This is a genomic window from Mesorhizobium sp. M3A.F.Ca.ET.080.04.2.1 (assembly GCF_003952525.1).
Lineage (GTDB): Bacteria > Pseudomonadota > Alphaproteobacteria > Rhizobiales > Rhizobiaceae > Mesorhizobium.
Genome location: NZ_CP034451.1, coordinates 292,771 through 315,429, shown reverse-complemented (window position 1 = coordinate 315,429; position 22,659 = coordinate 292,771). Strand labels below are relative to the sequence as shown.

Here is a 22,659-nt window from a genome sequence, read left to right as displayed (position 1 = left end):
TGTAAACGTTGACATGAGCGGTGATGTAATCGATAACATGTGGTGCCGCCAAGGGCTTGTGGGCCGAGAGCGAATTTCACGATGCCCATGTTGTGATCGATGAGATCCGTCTGGGAGGACGGTTCCGGATAATCAAAGGTGCTTCCGGACACCGACAGTGAAATGGGAGAAGAAAATGAAGCGAATGATCATCACTGTAGCAGTGGTGGCGCTGTCAGCATCGAGTGCCTTGGCAGGCAACATTGCCGTAAGCGTCGCCCCGGCAGGCCAATTCACGACCGTCATGGTCGAGACCATGCAGAAGCGCGCCGCGGAGCTGAACCAACCTATTCAAGTGGAATATATTGAACGTGACGCGAATAAGCAGCAGTCACAAATACAGAACTTCATTGCCGATAAGGTCGATGCGCTTATCGTGGTCCCCGTGGAGACGTCCGCAAGCCCGCCCATCACGAAGATGGCCGCGGATGCCGGTATCCCACTCATTTATGTCAACGCGGGACCGTCCGACCTGGACCAGCTTGGTCCGAAAGCTGCATTCGTCGGGTCGGATGAGATACAAGCCGGAGTTCTGGAAACCGAGGAAATCTGCCGTATCCTCAAGGAGCGAGGCAAGACCAAGGACGCTGGCATTCTGATCATGGAAGGCATCCTTGCTCAGGAAGCGGCGGTGAAGCGGACAAAGGCTATTCATGACGTAATTGCCAAGCCTGAGTGCAACTTCATGAAGGTCATCGACGAACAACCCGCAAACTGGGATCCGGTCAAGGCGCAGGACTTGATGACTAACTGGATCACCGCCGGCTACAAGCCAGTAGCTGTTATTGCCAACAATGATGAGATGGCTGTCGGCGCCATCAATTCGATGAAGGCCGCAGGATGGGACAGGGAAGATGTTGTCGTTGGGGGCATCGATGCTAACGATGAGGCCTTGCACTACATGAAGAACGGCGATCTCGATGTCACTGTTTTCCAGGATGCTGTCGGCCAAGGTGCCGGGGCCGTGGATACCGCGGTGAAGCTTGCGAAGGGTGAGAAGGTAAAATCACCGGTGTGGATTCCGTTCGAGCTGGTGACGCCAGCCAACGTGGATAAGTACATCAACAGAAAATGACATAGCAGGCCGGCACAGACGCAAGTCCGCTGTGCCGGCTCCACATCTCATATGTCCAGCGCGCGCTCTGGCCGACCGGTTAGAGTGCGGCAGAAGCCCTTTTTTGGACTGATCAGGAGAGGACCATGTCGGAACGTATGGCTGGAAAGCGCGCCCTCATCACCGGAGGAGTCGCCAATATCGGCCTTGCCATTGTTGAGGCATTCGTGGCTGAGGGCGCGATCGTCACCGTCGCGGATATCGACGCAACCAGGGGGGCTGACCTGGAACGCCGGCTTGGCAGCAAGGTGAAGTTCTTCCAGACGGATCTGTCCAAGGAACAAGAGATCAAGGCTGTCATTGCCAATGCAGCCAAATGGATGGGTGGCATCGATACTTTGTGCCTGAACGCCGGTATTCAGCTGTCAGGCAAGGCCGAGAGCTTCTCGACGGCGGATTGGGACAAGGTTTTTGCAATCAACGTCACAGCCAATTTCGTCTTTGTCCGTGAATCCCTGAAATTCCTCAGGCAGGGTGGGAAGTCCTCCGTAGTGATGATGTCTTCGCTGGCCGGCAAGCGCGGAGCGCCAGGGCTGACCGCCTATTCATCCTCCAAGGCGGCAGTGATCGGACTGGCCACAACGCTGGCGCTTGAGCTGGCATCAGACGGCATTCGCGTCAATGCCGTGTGCCCGGGCTGGATCGACACACCCTTCAACCAACCGGTCATCAATTTCATGGGCGGCCGCGAGAAGCAGGAGGCGGCAGCCAAGGCAATCATCCCGCTCGGCCGCCAGGCGCGCGCCGAGGAAGTCGCTCCGCTGTTTGTCTATCTCGCCTCGAATGAGTCGTCCTATGTGACCGCGCAGGCAATCAACGTCGATGGCGGCGTCTACAACTGACGCCACCCGCTTCCGGTCAAAGCAAGGATCTCGTCATGACTAAGATGATTACGCATGAAGCTGTGCTGAAGGCGCTACAGGCAGGTGCGGCAAAGGCAAGAGAATTGGCAGAGCCCTCCTCCCTGGCGGTCGTTGATCCGGGCGGCAACCTGCTGGCGTTCATGCGTGTAGACGATGCTGCACTCTCAACAGTCGAGATCGCGCAAAACAAAGCCTATACCGCGCTTGCCCTGCGCTCGCCATCAGGCAACTGGCTCGAGGCCGTCCAGCCGGGGGCGGCGCTTTACGGCCTCGAGGCATGTGGCGGCAGACGGCAATTCGTCGTCTTCGGCGGTGGGCTGCCGGTACGCCATGCCAAGACCGTTATCGGTGGTGTCGGCGTGTCGGGCGGTCCAGTCGATGCCGACGTAGCGATCGCCGAGGTTATGGTTGCCATTCTTGAGCAGGCATAGCTCGTCGGCCGACAGCAGAAAGGGGCATTAAGATGTCAAAACACAAAATCCGTCTCGAATGGACTGCCAATCCTCACCCGCAGCAACCAACCTATAATCGCGATCACAAGGCAATCATCAGCCCGCAGGTGACAATCCCGGTGTCAGCGGCGGCGGAATATCTCGGCAATGCAATGCTGGCCGACCCAGAGCAACTGCTGGTCAATGCACTGGCGAGCTGCCACATGCTCTACTTCCTGGCGATCTGTGAAGGCAGCGGCTACAAAGTTACCAGCTATACCGACGAAGCGGTGGGCGAGGTATCCAAGGGCTCGGACGGCGCCCATTCGGTCTCATCCATCACGCTGCACCCCGTCGTCACCTTTGGTTCTGAAAAGCAGCCCGACCGCCAGGCACTGGAGCGACTTCATCATCGCGCTCACAAAGGCTGCTTCATCGCCAATTCAATCAAATCAAACGTGACCATCGATCTGGATTGACCCGCTTAGGATCGGAGTCTCGATCGCGACATTCGCCGACGACGAACACGGTCAAAGGCCGCCGGCTACCGGTGTGGTCGTCCGTTGGCGCCGCATTTGGGAGACTAAGGAATGAAAGTGGAAACGAACTTCAACGAGATGGAAGTTGGCTTCGACGTACCAGCCCTTCCGGGGATGAGCGTCGACGAAATCCAAACGCCGTGCCTGATCCTCGATCTTGATGCGCTTGAGCGTAACATCCGCAAAATGGGCGACTATGCCAAGGCCCACAAAATGCGCCATCGGGCCCACGGCAAGATGCACAAATCCGTCGATGTCCTACGCCTGCAGCAGGAATTGGGCGGAGCCATCGGCGTCTGTTGTCAAAAGGTCTCCGAAGCAGAGGTTTTTGTCCGCGGCGGCATCAAGGACGTGCTGGTTTCGAACCAGGTTCGAGATCCGCTGAAGATCGACCGGCTGGCGCGCCTGCCAAAGCTCGGGGCGCGAATTATCGTTTGTGTCGACGATCTCAAGAATGTTGGCGAGTTGTCCGCTGCCGCTCAAAAGCACAACACCTTGATCGAATGCTTCGTCGAGATCGACTGCGGTGCCGGTCGCTGTGGCGTCACCACAAGCGAGGCCGTTGTCGAGCTTGCCAAGGCCATCAATGCAGCTCCAGGCCTCAAGTTCACCGGGATCCAAGCCTATCATGGGGCCATGCAGCACCTGGACAAGTATGAAGATCGAAAGGCCAAGCTCGATGCCGCGATCGCACAGGTCAAGGATGCCACACAGGCACTTAATGCTATTGCCCTCGAGCCTGAGCTCGTCAGTGGCGGTGGCACGGGCAGCTACTATTTCGAGAGCAATTCCAATGTTTATAACGAACTCCAGTGCGGCTCCTATGCTTTTATGGACGCCGACTACGGGCGCATTCTTGACCAGGACGGAAAGCGAATTGACCAGGGCGAATGGCAGAACGCACTTTTCATTCTCACGAGCGTGATGAGCCATTCCAAGCCGGACAAGGCCATTTGCGACGCCGGACTTAAAGTGCAGTCGGTCGATTCCGGCTTGCCCTTCGTCTACGCCCGCAGTGACGTCAAATACGTCAAGGCAACGGACGAACACGGCGTCATCGACGATCCAAACGGTGTTCTCAAGATCAACGACAAGCTGCGGCTGGTCCCTGGTCACTGCGATCCAACCTGCAACGTGCACGATTGGTATGTCGGCGTGCGCAACGGCAAGGTCGAAACGCTGTGGCCCGTCTCTGCCCGTGGCAAGGCTTATTGACCGTAAGCGGTACGAGATGGCCCTCCCGCCAGCTAGCGGCCGGACTTAAAGCGGGTCGGCATCCAAAACTGACGCATGGCCTCGACGGCGGCCGGAATGTCGGACCATGCGTTTCGGCCGGCAATCGAAGAAGGTGGCACTCGCAAGGGGCGACCGTCTTCGGTATAGAAGCCCATGCACCAGGGCCGTGCGTCGACGCCGCCGTTGGCCATCCGCACGAAGAGCGGCTCGAAGCTCTCCGGCCTCGTCGATAGCGTTTCGCTGATCGCGTTGTGCCGCATGAGCGTGGCCGCGATCGCCGAGAACTCCTCCGTGTCGTGATTGAAGGCATCCGGATCGAGGCCCAGGAGGGGGCATACCCATTCTTCGGATGGCATAGAGACCGGTCCGGCGACGACCGCAGCCACGGCGCCGTCGAGCATCGAGAGCGAGCTTGCCCTGGGGCGACGAAGCGTCGCCGACTGCCCTCGCTTATCCAGCCAATGTCCGAGCTTCTCGAAGGACATCGCGTAGTCGGCCATGGTGGTCTTGGCAGGCCTGCGCTCCTGTCGTGGCTTGTGTCTGGTCATGCAGCTGCTCTTTCGACTTCGCGTGCCGCTTTCCAGTTCCAAACCAGGAGCTCGTGGAGTTGATCGTTCGTCGTGGCGCCGCTGACCATGCGCTCGAGAACGTCGGTGAGATAGGCTTCGGGATCGACGCCGTTCAACTTGGCCGAGTTGAGCAGCGAAGCCAGGATCGCCCAAGTCTGTCCGCCGCCTTCGTCACCACTGAACAGACTATTCTTTTTTCCGATTGCTATCGGTCGAATCGATCTCTCCACGGCGTTCGTGTCTGGCTCCAGCCGCCCGTCATTCAGGAACGCCGTTAGTCCGTCCCAGCGTTCGAGCGTATAATCGATCGCCTTGATCAGCGTCGACTGGCGAGAGACACCGTCCTTCACGGCTTCGAGACGCGCCTTCAAAGCCTCCATCAGCGGCTTCGTTTCCGCCTGGCGCACAGCTCGGCGCCTGTCAGCACTCAAGCCGCGGATGCGCTTCTCGATCGCATACACCGCGCCGATGCGCTCGATGACCTCCCTGGCGAAGGGCGAGTTCGTCGTCTTGTGGACCTTCACGAAGTTGCGGCGTGCATGGACCAGACAATACGCCAGGCGGATCTTGCCCGACGATTTGGCTCCTCCCGCCAACGACGTATAGGCAGCATAGCCGTCGACTTGCAGCACGCCCTTGAACCCGGCCAACTGGCCGGCAATCTCCTTTTTGCCACGGCCACCCGCAAAGACGTAAGCGACCGCCGGCGGCGCGGGCCCTTTCCAGGGTCGGTCGTCCGTCGCATGCGCCCAGAACTGGCAGGTCCGTGTTCGACCTCGGCCGGGATCAAGCACCGGCATTGGCGTTTCATCGCAGAACAGACGCTCGAAGCCATGCATCGTCTTCAGCTGCAGTTCATAAAGGCCCTTGGCCATCTGCGCGGCACTCTTCATCCAGCGCGAAAGCGTCTGCCGGTCAACCTCCACGCCCCAGCCCGCCAGTATCCGGGATTGACGATAGAGCGTCGACTGCCAGGCGTATTTCGCCGCGGCGACATGCGCGACCAGCGCCGTGGTCACCATGCCGCCCTCGATGAGCCGAGCCGGTGCTTTCGCCTGGACGACCGCTTCCTCGCAAACTCGGCAAGCGTATTTGGGGCGGATTGTCCGCATCACGCGCAATAGCGCAGGAACCCGGTCAAGTGCTTCGGCGACGTCCTCTCCGATCCGACGCATTCGCGCCGTGCAGCATGGGCACAGCGTCGAGGATGGTTCAATCACCTGCTCGTGGCGGGGCAGATGCGCGGGTAGTGCTCCAATGTTGCGCCGGGCCTTTGTGCGCTTCCTCCCCGCCGTGCCCGGTGCCGTATCGTCGTTGGCCGCAGTCGGCGCAGCAGCGTCCTCGCCTCCCAGGCCAAGCGCCAGTTGCTCGGCACATATCACCACCGCGCGCTCCGAGCGCGTCCCAAAAATCAGCGTTTTCAGCATCGAGATTTCCGCGCGAAGAGCGTCATTCTCACCCTGCAAGGCAAGCGCCATTTCGGTGAGCACAGCTGGATCGCGAGAAAGGTCTTCGGGCCGAAGGGGCATGAGGCAAGCTAACCAAATCACCCCAAAATAACCAGCAAAATCAGATACCTCAGGCAACATTTGTCGGCCGCTTGACTGCGCGCGGCTCGACCCGGTGCCACTCGCTCAGGCCCTCGAACAGCATCGCAAATTGCGTCGCCGTCAAGCGCATCGTTCCTGCCTGGATCGGCGGCCAGGTAAAACGCCCTTCCTCCAGCCATTTCGTCGCCAAAATCATCCCGCTGCCGTCAAAAATCAGAAACCGCAATTTGTCTGCGCGTTTCGACCTGAAGACAAAGACGTCCCCGCTGTATGGATTGCCCGCCAGCCCCTCCGCGACCAATGCGACCAAGCCGTGCACACCCCTGCGGAAGTCGACCGGCTCCGTCGCCACGAACACCCGCGTGTCCGATCCGAACGCGATCACCGTGTCGATCTCAGTGCCGCAACGATACTCCGAAGCGTCGCGGCATCCGCACCCTGAGGCACCCGCACCCGCGCGTCCCCAATCTCGATTTCGATCCTGTCGCTCGACGACGCATTACCCTCCTGCCTGCCGACAATCGAGCCGCCCGAAACGCCTTCCACCTGCATCTGCGCAAACATCGGCGCGCCGCGCAGTGCCTCTCGTGCCTGGCGCCGCCACACCGAAAGCAAACCCCGGTGCACCCCGTTGCGGCGCGCTACCTCGGAGACGCTGACATCCGGATCCGCGCTCTCGGCAACAATCCGTGCCTTCTCCTCGGCGCTCCAATCGCGCCTTCGCCGATCGCCGGTGATTACCTCGATGCGCCGGTAAGTGTCGGCATCATGCCTGTATCCATCCATGGAATTTGCAGCCTCTGTTAATCCGAAGCTGCGAGCCTCGCTCAGCGCGTGCGCGGGCGCCAGATGGGATGCTCGTACCGGTTACTATTGACCGACCGAACGATCCTTCGGCAGCCGACCAGTGTCGCTTGAGAGGCTGGGAATGCTCCCAGGATTCCACGAGCTCGCAATACGCAACTGATCGACAGCTTTTCTGGAGAAAAGACCATGCTTGATCCGTCAAGCCACAGCGGCAAGAAGATTGCCAGGACGATCGAGAATTTCATGACGCTCGACCTGACTGGCGTCGGATTGATCGGCAATCTCTATGATGCGCTCCAGAAGCGTCAGCCAGGTCCTGCCTGCATGAACGCTGCCAGTCTGATTTGCGAACGCGTACGGCAAGTTGGTGGACCGGTCGTGATTGCGACAGGCTTTCCGGAGGGCGCCGGTGTACCTGAAACCGATGGACCAGTTGGGGCGGCTCTCCTGGCGCGAGCCCTGTTTCTCGGGCTCGGTGTCGAGACCGTCATACTGACGGACGATGATTGGGTTGAGATGATGGTCGGCACCTGTCGCGGTGCCGGGCTTGCTCCGTTGGCATTTCCCTCTGACGGCGTGATCAGGCCGGTAGACTTCATACGACCGGTCTATGTCCGCAGCGTTCCGAAAGATGACGCGGGTTGCAAGGCCATCACGGACGGGTTGCTTGATGTAACCAAACCCTCCCTGGTTATCTCGATCGAACGGCCCGGCCGTAACGACCGTGGGCTATACCACGGTCTCGGTGGGCGGCCTCTCGACGGCCTTGTCGCCGACCTCGACCAATTCTTCCTGCGCGCCAAGGCTCAAGGCATTCCCTTCATTGCCATCGGCGATGGTGGCAATGAACTTGGCATGGGGCTCATCGCAGAGGACCTTCGAACATTCTCGCCCAAGGCCAAGGATAGCGGGCACGAAGGACGCGGTGGTGTTGCTGCGGCCACAGCCGCTGATCATCTGATCGTCTCCAACGTCTCTAACTGGGGTACCACAGGTCTCATCGCCGCACTTTCGGCGCTGCTGGAGAGGCCGTCTGTCTTTCACGACGGCGAGTTGGAACGCAGGTGTATCGAGCAGTGCGTGTCTTTCGGGGGCGTCGATGGCATGTTCATGGGACCCGAACCCGCTGTGGACGGAATTTCCGCGGCCGAATGGGCAGGACTTGTCACAAGCCTGCGCAACACTCTTGATCGCCTAAGCGGCCGTGTCATCGGCTGGAAGGGCCAAAGTGGCGACTGGCGACAGCTGAAGTAGCGCCCGCTGGGTATACCAGGTGAGCAGTTGGGCATTAAGACGCAGGCGCCGACATCCACAACCGAACGCTTGTCAGGTTTCTTCGCAGTGCTGCCCGGAAAATCTCTCCTCGCAAGGTAAAGCGCGAAGCCAAATGAAAAAGCTAAACTGCTGATCTATAAAGGCAATTAAAGACAAAGCGAAAATGGAAAAGATTTTCAAAAAAGTTTTGATAGCGGATCCTGTGTGTTAATGATTGTTCATCGCAGGAGGTTCAGCCGTGTATAATCAGAATCCGATCTTCATCCCCGGTCCAACCAACATTCCCGAGGCCTTGCGCAAGGCCATCGACATGCCAACCATCGACCACCGCAGTCCTGTGTTTGGTGAAATTCTGCACCCGGCCCTGGAGGGTGTGAAGAAAGTGCTCAAGACAAAGCGGTCTGCCGTATTCGTGTTTCCGTCGACCGGCACCGGTGGATGGGAAACGGCAATAACCAACACCCTGTCGCCGGGCGACAAGGTGCTGGCCACGCGCAATGGCATGTTCAGCCATAAATGGATCGACATGTGCAGGCGCCATGGCCTCCAAGTAGAAGTGGTGGCGCAGGAATGGGGCGAGGGTATTCCCGTCGACCGCTTTGAAGAGATCCTCACGGCTGACAAGGCCCACCGTATCAAGGCCGTTCTTGCCACCCACAACGAGACTGCAACCGGCGTCTGTTCCGATATTGCGGCGGTGCGAACGGCCATAGATGGCGCCGGACATCCGGCGTTGCTTTTTGTCGACGGCGTCAGTTCCATCGCATCGATCGATTTTCGTATGGACGAATGGAGGATCGATGTCGCCGTTGCAGGAAGCCAGAAAGGCTTCATGCTGCCGCCAGGCCTCGCGATTGTCGCCTTTTCACCGCTTGCCCTTGAGGCGGTTGCCGCCGCGAAGTTGCCGCGCACATTCTTCGATGTTCGCGACATGCAGCACGGATATCCAAACAATGGCTATCCGTACACCCCGCCAGTCGGTCTGCTGAATGGTCTCAAGTTAGCGACGCAGATGCTCTTGGACGAAGGCATCGAAAACGTCTTTGCGCGCCACCATCGTATTGCTGAGGGCGTTCGCAGAGCTGTCGGTGCATGGGGCCTTGGTCTTTGCGCGACACGTCCCGAACTCTATTCAGATACGGTCAGCGCGATCCGTGTTCCGGATGGCTTTGACGCCAACAAGATCATTGCGCACGCCCTCCAGACTTATGGCGTCGCATTTGGGACCGGGCTTGGCGATGTTGCCGGCAAGGTTTTCCGGATCGGTCATCTAGGAAGCCTTACTGATGTTATGGCGCTCTCCGGGATCGCCACGGCGGAGATGGCAATGGTCGACATGGGGCTCGACGTCGAATTGGGATCAGGTGTGGCCGCCGCACAGGATCATTATCGTCGCAGCGTCGCTGGACCTCGCAAGATTGTGGCGTGACAGATGGGAACCATGAAAATTCCAACCATTGGTGACATGCTGACTGCTCGCGGGCGGATCGCAGCTTGCTGTCACCACACTCCGGTCTTGACGTCGAGCCTGCTCAACGTGATGACGGGTGCGCAACTCTACTTCAAGTGCGAGAACTTTCAGAAAGCCGGGGCATTCAAGGCCAGAGGTGCTTCGAATGCCGTTTTCGGCCTTTCAAAAGATCAAGCGAAGAAGGGGGTCGCCACACACTCCAGCGGAAACCATGGAACATGCCTGTCGTACGCCGCCGGACGCCGCGGTATACCCTGCACAGTTGTCATGCCACGCACAGCCCCTCAGGCCAAGAAGGACGCCGTCAAGGGCTACGGTGGCCGCGTTGTCGAGTGCGAGCCATCCACATCCAGCCGTGAAGCAGTATTCGCTGATGTGGTCGCGGAGACGGCTGCTGAATTTGTCCACCCTTACAACGACCACCGCGTGATCGCCGGCCAGGCAACATGTGCAGCCGAACTGGTGGAGCAAGTCGAAGGCCTTGATGCTGTGGTCGCGCCCATCGGGGGAGGCGGAATGGTTTCGGGGACCTGCCTGACACTGTCAAGCCTCGCCCCCAAGGTGAAGATCTTCGCAGCTGAACCTGAAAAAGCCGATGACGCTTATCGCAGTTTCAAGGCCGGACATATCATCGCCGACGACGCTCCCGAAACGGTAGCCGATGGCCTGAAGGTTCCACTGAAGGAACTCACCTGGCATTTCGTCAGCAGATACGTCAGCGATATCCATACCGCATCTGAGCAAGAGATCGTTGATGCTATGAAGCTTATCTGGAAGCGGCTGAAGATTGTAATAGAGCCATCGAGCGCCGTGCCTCTGGCGACGATCCTGAAACACCCCGAAGTGTTCGCCGGCAAGCGTATCGGCGTGATCCTCACTGGCGGCAATGTGGACCTCGAAAAATTGCCGTGGAGCTAGAACAGCATGACGAGGCGCCTCCGTCTGGAGCCGCCCTAGGTGGAAACATGATCATCATCCCCGAACGCGAAATCGCCGGTCTCGTCTCGCCTGCCGACTGCTTGATTGCGGTCGAACGGGTGTTTGCTTCCATGGCAAACAAATCGGCCTACAATTTTCCCGTGGTGCGGGAAGCAATCGGGCACGCCGAGGCTCTTTACGGGTTCAAGTCGGGTTTTGACCGCGAGAAGCTTCTTCTTGGATTGAAATCGGGTGGCTTCTGGCCAAACAATGTCCAGCACGGGCTGTCAAACCACCAATCGACTATCTTTCTCTTTGACGCTGATAGTGGCCGGTGCCGTGCCGTGGTTGGCGGCAATCTGCTGACGGCCCTGCGAACTGCCGCGGCTTCGGCCATTTCAATCAAGTATCTGGCACGTCCCAAATCAAAGGTGATAGGCGTGATAGGCGCTGGCCATCAGTCGACCTTCCAATTGCGGGCCGCGCTCGACCAGCGGCCATTCGAAAAGATCGTCGCCTGGAATATCGATCCCTCGATGCTGGTTCGTCTGGAGGAAGTCGCGAAGGAGCGAGACCTTCCGTTTGAATCCGTCGATCTCGACCGACTCGGTCAGGAAGCCGATGTAATCATTACGATCACGTCATCCTTCAAGCCGATCCTGAAAGCGTCGCAGGTGCGACCAGGCACACATATCGCCTGCATGGGGACGGATACAAAGGGCAAGCAGGAAGTCGAGCCGGAAATCCTCGCCAGGGCAATCATATTTGCCGACGAGATCACGCAATCGGCGACGATTGGCGAAGCTCAGCATGCGGTCGAGCTGGGTCTGATCACCTCGGCAGAAATCACCGAGATCGGGGCCGTGATACGCGGCGATCACATTGGTCGTACCGACGCTGAAGAGATCACCCTATTTGACGGAACAGGTGTCGGACTTCAGGACCTGGCAGTAGCCTCCGCAGCCGTAGAAAAGGCCATCTCGAAGGGAGTTGCCGTTGAGGTGGATTTCTAGACCGGACCGCACGCGATTCGCGAAGAGCGCCAGGTCCAGTTTGCAAATAGCATGATCGTGCCGTGCCATGGACCAAGGAGTGGATTGAACAGGCTTTTCCAACAGGCCGCACCAGTCGCAACGACCAGCAGCTTCTCTAGACTAGCTGAGCTCAATGTGCCTACCCGCCCTTTCAGGAAGTGGCAACGTCGCGTGAGCTGCAGCCATGGCATCGAGCCTTGCCTTGACATCGTGCGGGAAGGGAACCACCCTCGGGCCGTCCAAGTCGACATGCAGCGACATAACCTCTGTGGTGGCCGCCAGCCACCCATCCAGATGATGGATCTCCTGGTACGAGCGTATTCGCTTTTCGTCAAAGTCGAGAATCTGGAATTTGACCACCACCCGATCGCCGGCGTGAAGGGGACGAACGAAGCAGACATGCGCTTCCGCCGTATAGAAAGACAGCCCGCGCCGGCGAGCATATCCCGTGCCCAATCCCAGGGATTCGAAGGCACCCTCTGCACCTCGGTCGAAAACAACATTATAGTAGGCGTTGCCAAGCTGTCCGGCGCCGCCGCACCACTCGCTCTGGATTTCTATCGATTCGGAGATGAACGGCGAGGGAATGGACATAGTCTTCCTTACTGTCTTCGACGGTGCGGACGAGCGCTTTCCAAACCGGTTTTCAACGAGGACCTTACGAGGCAGCGCGCTGCAGCTGTGCACCTAACCCCTTCGGTCGCAGAATTGGTTTCCATCTTTTCAAGGCCGCTTCAAGGCAGTTCGACATGTAGGAGGTGGTGGGCGTCCTCTTCCGCAAGGAGGTATCGACATGCAACATCAGGTGCTCCCCCGTCGCGACCGTTATGTTGCGGGCCTGATCGACCACATATTGGTAGATGTGCAGACGTACAGCGTCATACCCAATCATCTCCGTGAATACGCTGAGTGGCGTTCCAACTCGGCACTCCTTGAGATTGCGCATTACGCCATGCACTGAAAAGAAGCTGAAACCTTGTAGGCGGTATTGCTCGGTGAAGCCGAGCGCACGCAGGAAGTTTTCACCCGCGTCGGCGAGCACCTTGTAGTACTGCCACTCCGTCATATGGCCATTGTAGTCGATCCAGATCGGATCGACCGTGGTTTCCAGCGTCAACAGCGCGTTTTCCTGTGGCGCCTCGTCGGATGCCTCGGCGGTGAACCCTACAACCGGCATCTCAGTTGAGACCCATTATGTCGGCATCCATGTCGATGAATGACCCTTGTGCGACATTTATCTTGGCAACGACGCCAGCGATTTCAGCCACGACCGGCTGCTCCATTTTCATTGCTTCCATGATGGCAACGGTGTCGCCTAGATTGACGGCGTCGCCCTCCTTTACGCACAACTCCATTATGATCCCCGATAACGGCGCCTTGATTCCAGCGCGATAAAGCGGCGCATCAGTCTCCGACGAAGGGGTCGGGTCCTGTTCGGCTAATGATGGTTCCACGAATTCGGCTGCCGGCGGCTGGGGCAACGCAACGAGCGACTTGGCTGCATCAGCCAACCGTTGCAGTACGGCGTCTATCCATCGGGTATGGATGGCGAAGTTCTCGATCTCGCCCGCAGAAAATTCGGGGGATGAGAGGATTGCCTGGTGCAGCGGGGCGATCGTGGTAAGGCCGATCACCTTCATCTCGCTCAACGCTCGGCGGGCACGAGCCAAGGCTTCGGGCCGATCCGGCCCGGTGACGATGACCTTGCCGATCATCGAATCATAGTAGGGTGGAACGGTGTCGCCAGTGGCGTAGCCGAAATCAATCCGAACACCAGGCCCGCCCGGAGCCTGCAGCGCTTCAATGCGACCCGGTGTCGGGCGAAAATCGGCCCAGGGATCTTCGGCATTGATGCGAAACTCGATTGCATGTCCCCTGACTGGGGCAAAGCTCTCTGGCAACGGAGAGCCCTCGGCGATCTTGAACATCTCGCGAATGAGATCGACCCCTGTCACTTCTTCCGTCACCGGGTGTTCAACCTGGATTCTGGTATTTACCTCGAGGAAGAAGATGTCACCCTCGCCGGTCAGCAGAAACTCGCAGGTTGCCGCACCTCGATATCCGACCGCCGACAGCACCGCTATGGAGACCTCACTCAGCCGCTTGGTTTGCTCTTCGCTAAGAAATGGAGCTGGCGCCTCTTCGATCAGTTTCTGGTGTCGCCGTTGTAGGGTACAGTCGCGCGTCGAAATAACGGCGACCCGGCCGTGAGTATCTGCCAGGCATTGGGTTTCGACATGCCGAGCATGGTCGATATAGCGTTCGATGAAACATTCGGGGCGTCCGAACGCGAGTTCGGCCTCGCGCCGGGCGGCAGCGATTTGCCCTTCAAGCTCGGCTTGTTGGCGCACAATCCGCATGCCGCGCCCGCCGCCGCCATTTTGCGCCTTGACGATTACCGGCAGGCCATGTTCGGCGACAAACGCAGACGCCTTCTCGACGGTCAGCTCGTCTCCTTCCCACGAAGGCAGCAATGGCGCTCCGGCCCGCCGTGCGATCGCGCGCGCTGCGACCTTGTCGCCCAGCTGAGCGATGGCCTCGGGTGAGGGGCCAATCCAGGTGAGGCCTGCCGCCATGACGGCAGCGGCAAATGTTTCGTTTTCCGAGAGCAATCCATAGCCGGGGTGCACTGCATCGGCCCCAGCGCGTGCGGCAATGGAAAGGATCGCTCCCTGGTTCAGGTATGTATCGCGTGGCGCTGTGCCCGTCAGGATGTGGGATTCGTCAGCGCTTCGAGCATGAAGAGCCTGACGATCGGCCTCGGAGGCAATGGCAACCGAAGTGTAGCCGGCATCCCTGCAGGCGCGCACGATACGAAGCGCGATTTCTCCACGATTGGCTATAAGGATCTTCTTCATATCGTCGATGACTCGCTTTCGTCAGCTACCCAGAAGCACTGTCGCCGAACGGTCCCATGTGATCGACACGGCCTCGCCTTGCTGGGGAAGGCCGGACTTGTTGCATTCGACCAACAACTCTTTGCCATCGGGCGCCTTCACCGTGACCAGGCACCTGCTGCCAAGAAAAAGCGTCTTTAACACCTCGACCTTCAGCGGCTGCGCAAGTGCGCTCTGGGATGTTGCGGTAGGCGATGTCCGGTTGGAACTGAACGCAATGTCCTCGGGTCGCACCAACAGTGCGGGTGTTGTCGTTTGGCCGTTTGTGCTCGTGTGACCGGCAAAGCCGATCGATCCGTAGGCTGTCATGGCGTGGCCCTTGCCGTCCGTTGATTGAGCATCGATCAAGTTGGCCTCACCCAGGAACTCGGCGACAAATCGGGATCGGGGACGTGCATAGAGCTCGCCCGGCGACGAGTATTGCAAAATCTCGCCTTGGCGCAGGACGGCGATCTTGTCGGAAAGGATGAAAGCTTCTTCCTGGTCGTGGGTAACATAGACGGCCGTGATGCCGGTTCGCTGCTGCAGGTCACGAAGATCCGCGCCAAGTTGCTGCCGCAACCGGCGGTCAAGCGCGCCCATGGGCTCGTCAAGAAGCAGCAGCGACGGGCGGTAAGCCAATGCACGCCCAATGGCCACCCTTTGCTGCTGGCCCCCACTGAGTTGGCCAACGCTATGCCCGGCCGCATGCGAGAGCTCGATCAGGTCGAGTATTTCCTTGACGCGGGCAGTGCGGTCCGCAGCGCTCCATTTGTGCAGCTTTAGCGGGTAGGCAATGTTATCCGCGACATTCATATGCGGAAACAGCGCGTAGTTCTGAAACACGAAGCCGATGTTGCGCGCCTGCACAGGCAACGTCGTGACGTCCTTTTGGCCAATGGCGATACGGCCGCGGGTCGGAGTGACGAGGCCTGCGAGAGCACGCAACAGCGTCGTCTTTCCCGAGCCTGAAGGCCCCAGGAGCGTGCAAAACTGTCCTCCCGGCACGTGCAAGTTTGTAGACTTTAGGCCGACGTAGCCGTTCGGAAACCTCAACTCCAGGTTATCGATAGTGACGCTGTTTGCCTCTATCGGCGATCTGTCCGGATGGGCAGCCTGAACGTTCTGCATTGGCGATCCATTTTATTACTGCCGTCCTAAATACGGTTCGACCCAAAGGCGGCTATAAGTGATTTAACGTGGAACTTGCGCAAAAATCAAGTCGGTCAACGTAGCTAGATGGCGATCGTCTCATTTTTCGCGCTTGACGGGACGAGGTCTCGCTGCTTTTAATATCACAACTGTCTTAAATCGAAAAAGAAAGGGGAATCGCATGACGACGCTTAAGGCACTTGCTTGCGCGCTTATCTGCAGCGTGGGCGCACAATCCATCGCATTGGCGGCAGACATTCTGCCGAAGGAAATACGCGACAAGGCAAAGGGCGAGCTTGTTTGGCACGACGCGTCCGGCGGAGCGACCACACGCGCCCGCGACGATACCACCAACAAGGACTTCACGGCTGAAACCGACGTAACGTTGAAGTCGGACTTCAATTCAGACACGACGAAATTCTTCGCCGCAGAGGATTCGGGAGCGCAAATTCCGTGGAGCTTGATCGAGTTTCCGACCAAGGGCGACTTCATCCGTGCGCGCGATGCCGGCTATGTGGAAAAGCTCGATCCTTCGATCGTCGATTTCTCCAAGCTCGATAAGGATGCTCATGACGACTATGGCGTCGACGTGATGCGCTACGGCATCGTGCTTACCTACAATACAGACAAGTTCTCCGGCGCAAACGCACCAACCAGCCTGCGGGACCTCTATGACGAGCAAAAGTTCCCGGGAAAGCGCTGCATGTTCAAATATCCGCAGTTTGGCGCGGTTTTGGAATCGGCGCTGCTGGCCAATGGCGTCTCGCCCGACAAGCTTTATCCCCTTGATCTGGATAAAGCATTTGCCAAGCTGGATGCCATCAAGTCCGACATCTTGTGGTGGAGCAATGGCGACGACGCTATCCGGCTCTTGTCCAGTGGCGAGTGCTCGATCGGTGTAGCCTGGAGCGGTCGCGTCTATAATGCCGTCAAGCATGACAAAGCTCCGCTGGCCATCGCCTGGCAGGATTCGCTTTACTCGTCTGCCGTCTACGCTGTGCCGAAGGGCGCTCCGAATGCGTTCGCCGGGCAGGCGATGATCGCCCATTTCATTGCCGACACGGAGGGCCAAAAGGCGCTGGTGAAACAGATCACCTACGCGACAGGGATCGTGGGGTTGTCGCCGTCAGACTATGGTGAGGATGTTGCGCCATGGATTGTGGCGGGCGAGAATGCCAAAAAGGCAATCCTGGAGAATGCCGATTACTACGCAAAGAACCTTCCGGACGTAGTCGATCGGTTCAATCGTTGGGTCGCCCTGAACTGACCCACGGGAGATCCTGCCGCCATGCCTCGGATTGTGAACCACGAAGAACGGCGCCGCCAGATCTGCGATGTCCTGCTGGACATCGTGGCGGAGTCCGGGATGACGGGTGTCACAATCCGGGCCGTGGCGGAACGCTCCGGCTGGTCGACGGGCGTAATTGGCCACTATTTTCATGGTCGCCAAGATCTGCTGCTAGGTGGGCTTCGTCGCGCCGCCGAAATTCTGGCGGAGCACAACACGCGCGTGCTGGCAACGCTTGATGGGCTGCAGGCCTTGGAGCAAATCCTGGAAGGCAGCGTTCCGCTGGATGGCCGACGCCTCGCCCTGAGCCGGATCTTCTTCTTCTTCTTCGTGGAAGCCATCACGGACCAAGGGTTGCGTCAGGAAGTGGAGACTTATCTGGTGGGATGGCGCAAGTCTGTCGCAACCGCCTTGCGGCGAGCTCAGGAGCGCGGCGATCTTCCAGAAGACATCGACCGCAAGGCAATCGCCACGGACCTGGTCGGATTGGCCGATGGCCTCAGCCTGCATGGGCTCCTCGATGAGGACGTGATGGCGCGGCTACGCGAGCACTCGCCAATACGGTTCTGGATACGGCGCCTTACGACGTCCGGGGAGACCACGAACGCGATTGACCCCGCCGAGCAAGAAGCAGTTCGGGCGGCCGGCTAAAGCCGCCCATCCAGTCACGGAAGCAAAAAATTATGGTCATCTCCAGCATGAGTGCGCTCGGCTGCGTCTCGTCAATTCTTGGCGATTATGGTCCGCAGGCATTGCAGCGTCCCGACAAGCTCGCGCTTTTGTGGGAACATGGCTCACGGACATACGCTCAACTCAGGCAGCGGGCACTGCGGCTTGCCTCAGCGCTGCGGGAGATGGGGCTGGAGACCGGTGATCGCGTGGCGTCGCTGCTCTTCAACCGGGGCGAGACGTTTGAACTCTATTTTGCGTGCGCCTATGCAGGCCTGACTTTTGTTCCTGTGAGCTTTCGACTCACATCGCCGGAGATCGCTTCGATCCTGAACGATTGTCAGGCAAGGATCGTCTTTACCGAACCTGAGTTGATGAGCCTGCTCGATGGCGCATTGCCCTCCCTTGGTCGGCAACCTCATATCGTGGAAATGAAAGCCGACGCCGGAGGGGCCGTATTCGAGCAGTTCGCGACAACCACGTCGCCCATTGCCAGGCCAATCGCCACTGACGTCCAGATGATCCTTTACACCTCCGGTACAACCGGCCGCCCTAAGGGAGTTGCCATGCGATCGCAGGCGATCGTGTGGTGCGCCATGCAGCAGGTCACCCAGTTCCGCCACCTCGACCACAACGCCGTGATGCTCCTCAATGCGCCGATGTTCAACACGGCCGCGATGAATGAAAGTTCCATCCCTACGTTTTTCGTAGGCGGCACGGTGGCGATCATGCCGAGCCGCGGCTGGAGCGCCAGGCGGCTGACCGATCTCATAGAGCGCTGGCGGGTCACCCATGTGCTCATGTTTCCGTCCATGTTCCGCGAATTGATTGCCGCTGATAACGAAGAGCGCATCCCGCTATCGACAATGTCGTGGTGGTACACCGGTGGCGAAAACTGCCCACCGGCATTGATGGCTGAAGTCCGTCGTCGCTGGCAGCACGTCAGCCTGACCATCTCCTATGGCTCGACCGAATCCGGCATGGCAACGCTCATTGAAGGCGATGACATCGAAAAACATCCTGGCTCCGTCGGCAGGGTCGCGCCGGGCCAGTCGATCCGGCTCCTCGACGCCAATGGCGTCGACGTTCCGATTGGCGAGGTGGGTGAGGTCTGGACCGCGGGCCCGTCGGTGATGGCGAACTATTGGGAAAGCCCCCAACTTGACGCCGAGACGGTTCGCGATGGGTGGTTGAAGATTGGTGATCTTGCCCGCATGGATGACGAAGGGTGGATCTACATCGTCGGCCGGACGAAGGACCTGATCATCTCGAAGGGTCAAAACATCTACCCGGCTGAAATCGAAAACGCAGTGCGCCAACACCCCGCCGTCCTGGACGTCGCGGTTGTCGGCGTGCCCGATGCGGAATTCGGCGAAGCCGTGTGCGCATGCGTGATGCTGCGCAAGGGGGCGAGCGCCGGCAAGGACGAAATCCTCGCTTTCGCCCTGCAGCGGCTCGCCTCGTACAAGAAACCGCGTCACCTGCTTTTCCTCGACGCTTTTCCCGTTCGTAACACGACCAAGGTCGACAAGGTCGAACTCGCCCGCATTTGCGCGGCGATGCTTGCCGACAACAAAGTGGGGATCTGATATGGCTAGCGCTCCGCATCCAGACTGGACGCCTCTGCTGGAGGAATTGGAAAAGCGCCGGGTCGTCGCAATGGCGTCCGGCGGGCCAGAGCGCGTTGCGCGTGAGCACAAGAACGGCCGCTCCACCGCTCGCGAACGCATTCTCAAGCTGGTTGACGAGGGCACTTTCCTGGAGGTGGGAACATTCGTAACCACCCCCACGAAGGATGGATCGCTGTTGGGGTCGACTTATGTTTGCGGCCTTTGCGAGATCGACGGTCGCCCTGTCGCCATTGGTGCCGAGGACTACAGCGTCGAGGGTGGAGGGACCGGGGTCCATCTGCCGCGATATAAGGGAGGGTGGACCGGATTTATTGAAGACTTCGCCCTTGGTTATCGAATTCCGCTTGTCCTGTTGATTAACGGCGTTGGCGGTTCCGTCATCCTGCAGGAAGCAATCGGCTATCCCGAATTGCAGGCGGCAAAGTCCACATATCCGATGTTCGACCTCATGGACTACGTGCCAGTTCTCACCGCTGTCCTTGGCCCTACCGCAGGCAGTTCGGCAGCCCGTGCCCATCTGTCGCATTTCTCGGTCATGGCCAAGGACAATGGCTGCCTGTTTGCCGGTGGTCCACCGGTCGTCAAGCAGGCGCTTGGTCTGGACATCGACAAGTTCGCATTGGGCGGCGTTGACGTCCACGTGCGAACCTCGGGGATCATCGACAACCAGGTGGCGAATGAAGATGAAGCGCTGGCCACGCTGCGGCGCGTTTTTGCCTATCTTCCCGACAATGTGGGACAGCGTCCTGCCGCGTTATCCAAATGGTCGGCCAACGATCAGGAGGAAATCCTGGCGATCGTTTCACCGAGCGCCCGTCGGGTCTATGATGCCCAGGCGCTGCTGCGGTGCATCGCCGACACGGACAGCTTTTTTGAGATCGCGCCCGATTATGGTCGATCGGTCCGCACCGGCCTTAGTCGTATCGAGGGCCATGTCGTCGGCTTGATTGCATCTGACAACCGCTTCCTTGCCGGTTCGCTGGACGTGGCGTCCTCCCTAAAGCAGATGAAGTTTGTCGACTTGTGCGACCGTTTCCATATCCCGATAGCCTACTTTGCCGACGTGCCTGGATTTCTTGTCGGTCCAAAGGCGGAGGAAGCAGGCGTTCTCAAATTCGGCGCAATGGCGTTACGTGCGATCCAGAAAGCCAAGGTCCCTGTCTATACGGTGCAGGTACGACGCTCTTACGGCCTTGGCGGCGTCGCCACCGGCAGTGCCAACCCGATGAGCCTGCGCCTGTGCTGGCCGAGCGCGGCTTGGGGCGATATGCCAATCGAAGGCGGCGTGGAGGCCGCGTTCCGTGCTGAGCTCAGCGCCGTCTCGCCGGAGGAACGGCCCGCGCTCAAGGAGAAGCTGACCAAGCGCTTTGAAGCGCAGACGTCTGTCTGGCGCGCCATCGAGAACTTTTCTGCCGAAGAGATGATCGATCCGCGTCAAACCCGTGGCCATCTGGCACGCCTTGTTAAGTTGTTCTACGCGCGTCCGATCGCTGGCCCAGCATCATGACGATCATTGCTGCCGATAGCGGGCGCTGGGCAACGCGCGCAGGGCGCATGGCCCTAATGGCACCTGCGGCATTGCTGTTGGCCCTGATGCTGTTTTGGCCGCTTTACAGCATCGTGTTGCGAAGCTTGAACCAGCGAGGTCGCGCTGCCTTCGACAGTATCTACTGGGGAAATTACGTGGCGATCGCCAAGGACGATCTGCTGCGACAGGTGGTGCTGGAAAGCCTGATGCTTGCCGTCGTTGCGACGGCGATAACCATCATCCTTTCATTCCCGACAAGCTATATCATTTCGCGCCTGTCGCGTCAGATGTCTTCGCTCATGATGGTTGTAATCGTGATGCCCTTTTGGGTGTCCATCATCGTGCGTCTGTTTGCCTTTACGACGATCCTGGGACAGCAAGGCATTATCAATGCAGCGCTTGCCCCGTTCGACCTCGGCCCGTTCCCGCTCCTCTATAATACCTTTGCCACCATCACCGGCATGGTGGCTTACCTGCTTCCGTACTTGATCCTGGTGCTCGTCTCCGCGATGCGTTCGATCGACGTCTCGCTCCTGACGGCGGCCCGCACGATGGGCGCGGCCGAACGGCAGGTTTTCCTGGACGTCTATTTTCCCCAGATACGACCGACGCTGCTGAGCGGAACGCTGTTGGTCTTTGTGCTGGCGCTCGGCTTTTTCCTGACTCCGGCTATCCTGGGCGGTCCCCACAATTTGACTATACCGATTTTTATCCAGCAGCAGATTCAGATCTACCAATGGGGCAAGGCAGCCGCGATGGGCGTGGTGCTGCTGCTGGTATCGGCCGCAGGATATCTGGTCGCGTTGCGCGTTGGCGGCAAAGGCATCCTGACGCCGGTGCAATCCGGTACACGCGGCGCCGCGGCGGACGAGCCGCTGAAAATGACGGCTACGACGGTGCTTTGCTGGATAGCGCTGGCGATGGTGATGATCATCCTGATATCGCCGCTTCTGATTGTCATTCCAACAGCCTTCACCGAAACCACGCAGATCCGCTTTCCACCTCTAGGCTTCACGTGGAAATGGTTCGCGGAAGTTGTCACGTCCGATATTTGGATCGGTGCCTTCATGAAAAGCGTGCGCGTTGGGATCGCAACCGCGATCGTGTCGACGTTGGCAGGGCTCGCCCTTGCACGCGTTGGCTCGAGATTGGGCTCGGGCTTCTGGCAGGGCCTTATTCAGGTCGTCGCGATCGCGCCGCTCATCGTGCCAGTGATCCTGCTGGCGATCGGCATCTTCGATGTCCAGGGACGGCTAGGCCTTATAGGAACCGATGCGGGGCTCGTTCTGGCGCATGCGGTGCTTTGCGTCCCACTCACGTTCTTGGTTATGGCCAATGCTCTGTCCTTTGTCGACCTGTCGATGGAGCAGGCATCCTGGACCATGGGAGCAAGCAACATCAAAGCTTTCTGGTCCATCGTGGTTCCAAACATCATCCCGTCAGTCATTGGCTGCCTGATCATCGCTTTTGTAACGTCGTGGGACGAGGCCGTCATTGCGATGTTCCAGACGGGTTTCGACAAAACCCTCCCGGTGACGATCTACTCGCTGCTGCGCAGCGGCATCACGCCGGCTGTCTCTGCAGTCGCCGCCATTGTTACGGCACCAGTTCTCGTGGGCGCACTGATCTACGGCGTTCGCGCTGCCCGCAACGCCAATTGAAAGAGGAT

22 protein-coding genes are annotated in these 22,659 nt (G+C 58.9%); 14 read left to right on the top strand and 8 right to left on the bottom strand.

The genetic code is table 11. From position 1 onward, the window contains the following. Positions 1 to 175: 175 nt before the first annotated feature. The 5 genes from EJ074_RS01395 to bhcC all read left to right on the top strand — a co-directional run bounded on the left by EJ074_RS01395 (position 176) and on the right by bhcC (position 4,201). The gene (locus tag EJ074_RS01395; RefSeq protein WP_129552678.1) at positions 176 to 1,114 is read left to right on the top strand and encodes a substrate-binding domain-containing protein; all 939 of its coding nucleotides are present in this window, start codon (positions 176 to 178) and stop codon (positions 1,112 to 1,114) included. 125 nt (positions 1,115 to 1,239) lie between these two features. Continuing rightward, complete coding sequence (locus EJ074_RS01390; protein ID WP_129552677.1) at positions 1,240 to 1,995, top strand: SDR family NAD(P)-dependent oxidoreductase; 756 nt, start codon at positions 1,240 to 1,242, stop codon at positions 1,993 to 1,995. Positions 1,996 to 2,030: 35 nt separating this feature from the next. Then, complete coding sequence (locus tag EJ074_RS01385; RefSeq protein WP_129552676.1) at positions 2,031 to 2,447, top strand: heme-binding protein; 417 nt, start codon at positions 2,031 to 2,033, stop codon at positions 2,445 to 2,447. 32 nt (positions 2,448 to 2,479) lie between these two features. Next, positions 2,480 to 2,926 (top strand): OsmC family protein, encoded by a 447-nt coding sequence (locus EJ074_RS01380; RefSeq protein WP_095806458.1) that lies wholly within the window; start codon positions 2,480 to 2,482, stop codon positions 2,924 to 2,926. 111 nt (positions 2,927 to 3,037) lie between these two features. Continuing rightward, positions 3,038 to 4,201: a 3-hydroxy-D-aspartate aldolase BhcC gene (gene bhcC / locus EJ074_RS01375; RefSeq protein WP_129552675.1), complete on the top strand. Its 1,164-nt coding sequence runs from the start codon at positions 3,038 to 3,040 to the stop codon at positions 4,199 to 4,201. A gap of 32 nt (positions 4,202 to 4,233) precedes the next feature. Here bhcC and EJ074_RS01370 read toward each other — a convergent pair whose 3' ends face one another. Genes EJ074_RS01370 through EJ074_RS01355 form a run of 4 tightly spaced genes read right to left on the bottom strand, consistent with a single transcriptional unit; the run spans position 4,234 to position 7,127 of the window. Further along, entirely contained in the window at positions 4,234 to 4,722 is a 489-nt protein-coding gene (locus tag EJ074_RS01370) for a UPF0149 family protein (protein WP_129552674.1), read from the bottom strand. Positions 4,723 to 4,766: 44 nt separating this feature from the next. Beyond that, complete coding sequence (locus EJ074_RS01365) at positions 4,767 to 6,320, bottom strand: IS66 family transposase (RefSeq protein ID WP_129553972.1); 1,554 nt, start codon at positions 6,318 to 6,320, stop codon at positions 4,767 to 4,769. 49 nt (positions 6,321 to 6,369) lie between these two features. Next, positions 6,370 to 6,726: an IS66 family insertion sequence element accessory protein TnpB gene (tnpB, locus tag EJ074_RS01360; RefSeq protein ID WP_129552673.1), complete on the bottom strand. Its 357-nt coding sequence runs from the start codon at positions 6,724 to 6,726 to the stop codon at positions 6,370 to 6,372. Beyond that, positions 6,723 to 7,127: a transposase gene (locus tag EJ074_RS01355; protein ID WP_129552672.1), complete on the bottom strand. Its 405-nt coding sequence runs from the start codon at positions 7,125 to 7,127 to the stop codon at positions 6,723 to 6,725. Before EJ074_RS01355 ends, tnpB begins: the two co-directional genes overlap by 4 nt. Positions 7,128 to 7,334: 207 nt before the next feature. Here EJ074_RS01355 and EJ074_RS01350 point away from each other — a divergent pair, with 207 nt between their 5' ends. The 4 genes from EJ074_RS01350 (at position 7,335) to bhcD (ending at position 11,825) form a co-directional block, all read left to right on the top strand. Beyond that, positions 7,335 to 8,402, top strand: coding sequence for a glutamate cyclase domain-containing protein (locus EJ074_RS01350; RefSeq protein WP_129552671.1), 1,068 nt, complete (start codon positions 7,335 to 7,337; stop codon positions 8,400 to 8,402). 259 nt (positions 8,403 to 8,661) lie between these two features. Next, complete coding sequence (bhcA, locus tag EJ074_RS01345; RefSeq protein ID WP_129552670.1) at positions 8,662 to 9,852, top strand: L-aspartate--glyoxylate aminotransferase BhcA; 1,191 nt, start codon at positions 8,662 to 8,664, stop codon at positions 9,850 to 9,852. 12 nt (positions 9,853 to 9,864) lie between these two features. After that, complete coding sequence (gene bhcB / locus EJ074_RS01340; RefSeq protein ID WP_129552669.1) at positions 9,865 to 10,812, top strand: beta-hydroxyaspartate dehydratase BhcB; 948 nt, start codon at positions 9,865 to 9,867, stop codon at positions 10,810 to 10,812. Positions 10,813 to 10,859: 47 nt separating this feature from the next. Continuing rightward, positions 10,860 to 11,825, top strand: coding sequence for an iminosuccinate reductase BhcD (gene bhcD, locus EJ074_RS01335; protein ID WP_129552668.1), 966 nt, complete (start codon positions 10,860 to 10,862; stop codon positions 11,823 to 11,825). Positions 11,826 to 11,966: 141 nt separating this feature from the next. Here the strand turns inward: bhcD and EJ074_RS01330 are convergent, their stop codons facing one another. The 4 genes from EJ074_RS01330 to EJ074_RS01315 all read right to left on the bottom strand — a co-directional run bounded on the left by EJ074_RS01330 (position 11,967) and on the right by EJ074_RS01315 (position 15,853). Beyond that, a complete protein-coding gene (locus tag EJ074_RS01330) occupies positions 11,967 to 12,440 on the bottom strand; it encodes a thioesterase family protein (RefSeq protein ID WP_129552667.1) in 474 nt (157 codons plus the stop codon). A 64-nt stretch (positions 12,441 to 12,504) separates the two neighbouring features. After that, on the bottom strand, positions 12,505 to 13,023 hold the full coding sequence (locus tag EJ074_RS01325) for a thioesterase family protein (protein WP_129552666.1): 519 nt from the start codon (positions 13,021 to 13,023) through the stop codon (positions 12,505 to 12,507). A gap of 1 nt (position 13,024) precedes the next feature. Then, entirely contained in the window at positions 13,025 to 14,704 is a 1,680-nt protein-coding gene (locus EJ074_RS01320) for a biotin carboxylase N-terminal domain-containing protein (protein WP_129552665.1), read from the bottom strand. Positions 14,705 to 14,725: 21 nt separating this feature from the next. Then, positions 14,726 to 15,853, bottom strand: coding sequence for an ABC transporter ATP-binding protein (locus tag EJ074_RS01315; RefSeq protein ID WP_129552664.1), 1,128 nt, complete (start codon positions 15,851 to 15,853; stop codon positions 14,726 to 14,728). 202 nt (positions 15,854 to 16,055) lie between these two features. Between EJ074_RS01315 and EJ074_RS01310 the strand changes: the two genes are divergently transcribed. The 5 genes from EJ074_RS01310 to EJ074_RS01290 are packed head-to-tail and all read left to right on the top strand — an operon-like array spanning position 16,056 to position 22,651. Beyond that, positions 16,056 to 17,141 (top strand): extracellular solute-binding protein, encoded by a 1,086-nt coding sequence (locus EJ074_RS01310; protein ID WP_129552663.1) that lies wholly within the window; start codon positions 16,056 to 16,058, stop codon positions 17,139 to 17,141. Positions 17,142 to 17,162: 21 nt separating this feature from the next. Further along, positions 17,163 to 17,813: a TetR/AcrR family transcriptional regulator gene (locus tag EJ074_RS01305; protein WP_095806448.1), complete on the top strand. Its 651-nt coding sequence runs from the start codon at positions 17,163 to 17,165 to the stop codon at positions 17,811 to 17,813. A gap of 32 nt (positions 17,814 to 17,845) precedes the next feature. After that, positions 17,846 to 19,420 carry an AMP-binding protein gene (locus tag EJ074_RS01300; RefSeq protein ID WP_129552662.1) on the top strand — a complete coding sequence of 525 codons (1,575 nt, stop codon included), beginning with the start codon at positions 17,846 to 17,848 and terminating at the stop codon, positions 19,418 to 19,420. A 1-nt stretch (position 19,421) separates the two neighbouring features. Beyond that, complete coding sequence (locus EJ074_RS01295; RefSeq protein ID WP_129552661.1) at positions 19,422 to 20,969, top strand: carboxyl transferase domain-containing protein; 1,548 nt, start codon at positions 19,422 to 19,424, stop codon at positions 20,967 to 20,969. Then, the gene (locus tag EJ074_RS01290) at positions 20,966 to 22,651 is read left to right on the top strand and encodes an ABC transporter permease subunit (protein WP_129552660.1); all 1,686 of its coding nucleotides are present in this window, start codon (positions 20,966 to 20,968) and stop codon (positions 22,649 to 22,651) included. The genes EJ074_RS01295 and EJ074_RS01290 overlap by 4 nt, the downstream gene beginning before the upstream one ends. Positions 22,652 to 22,659 lie beyond the last annotated feature (8 nt).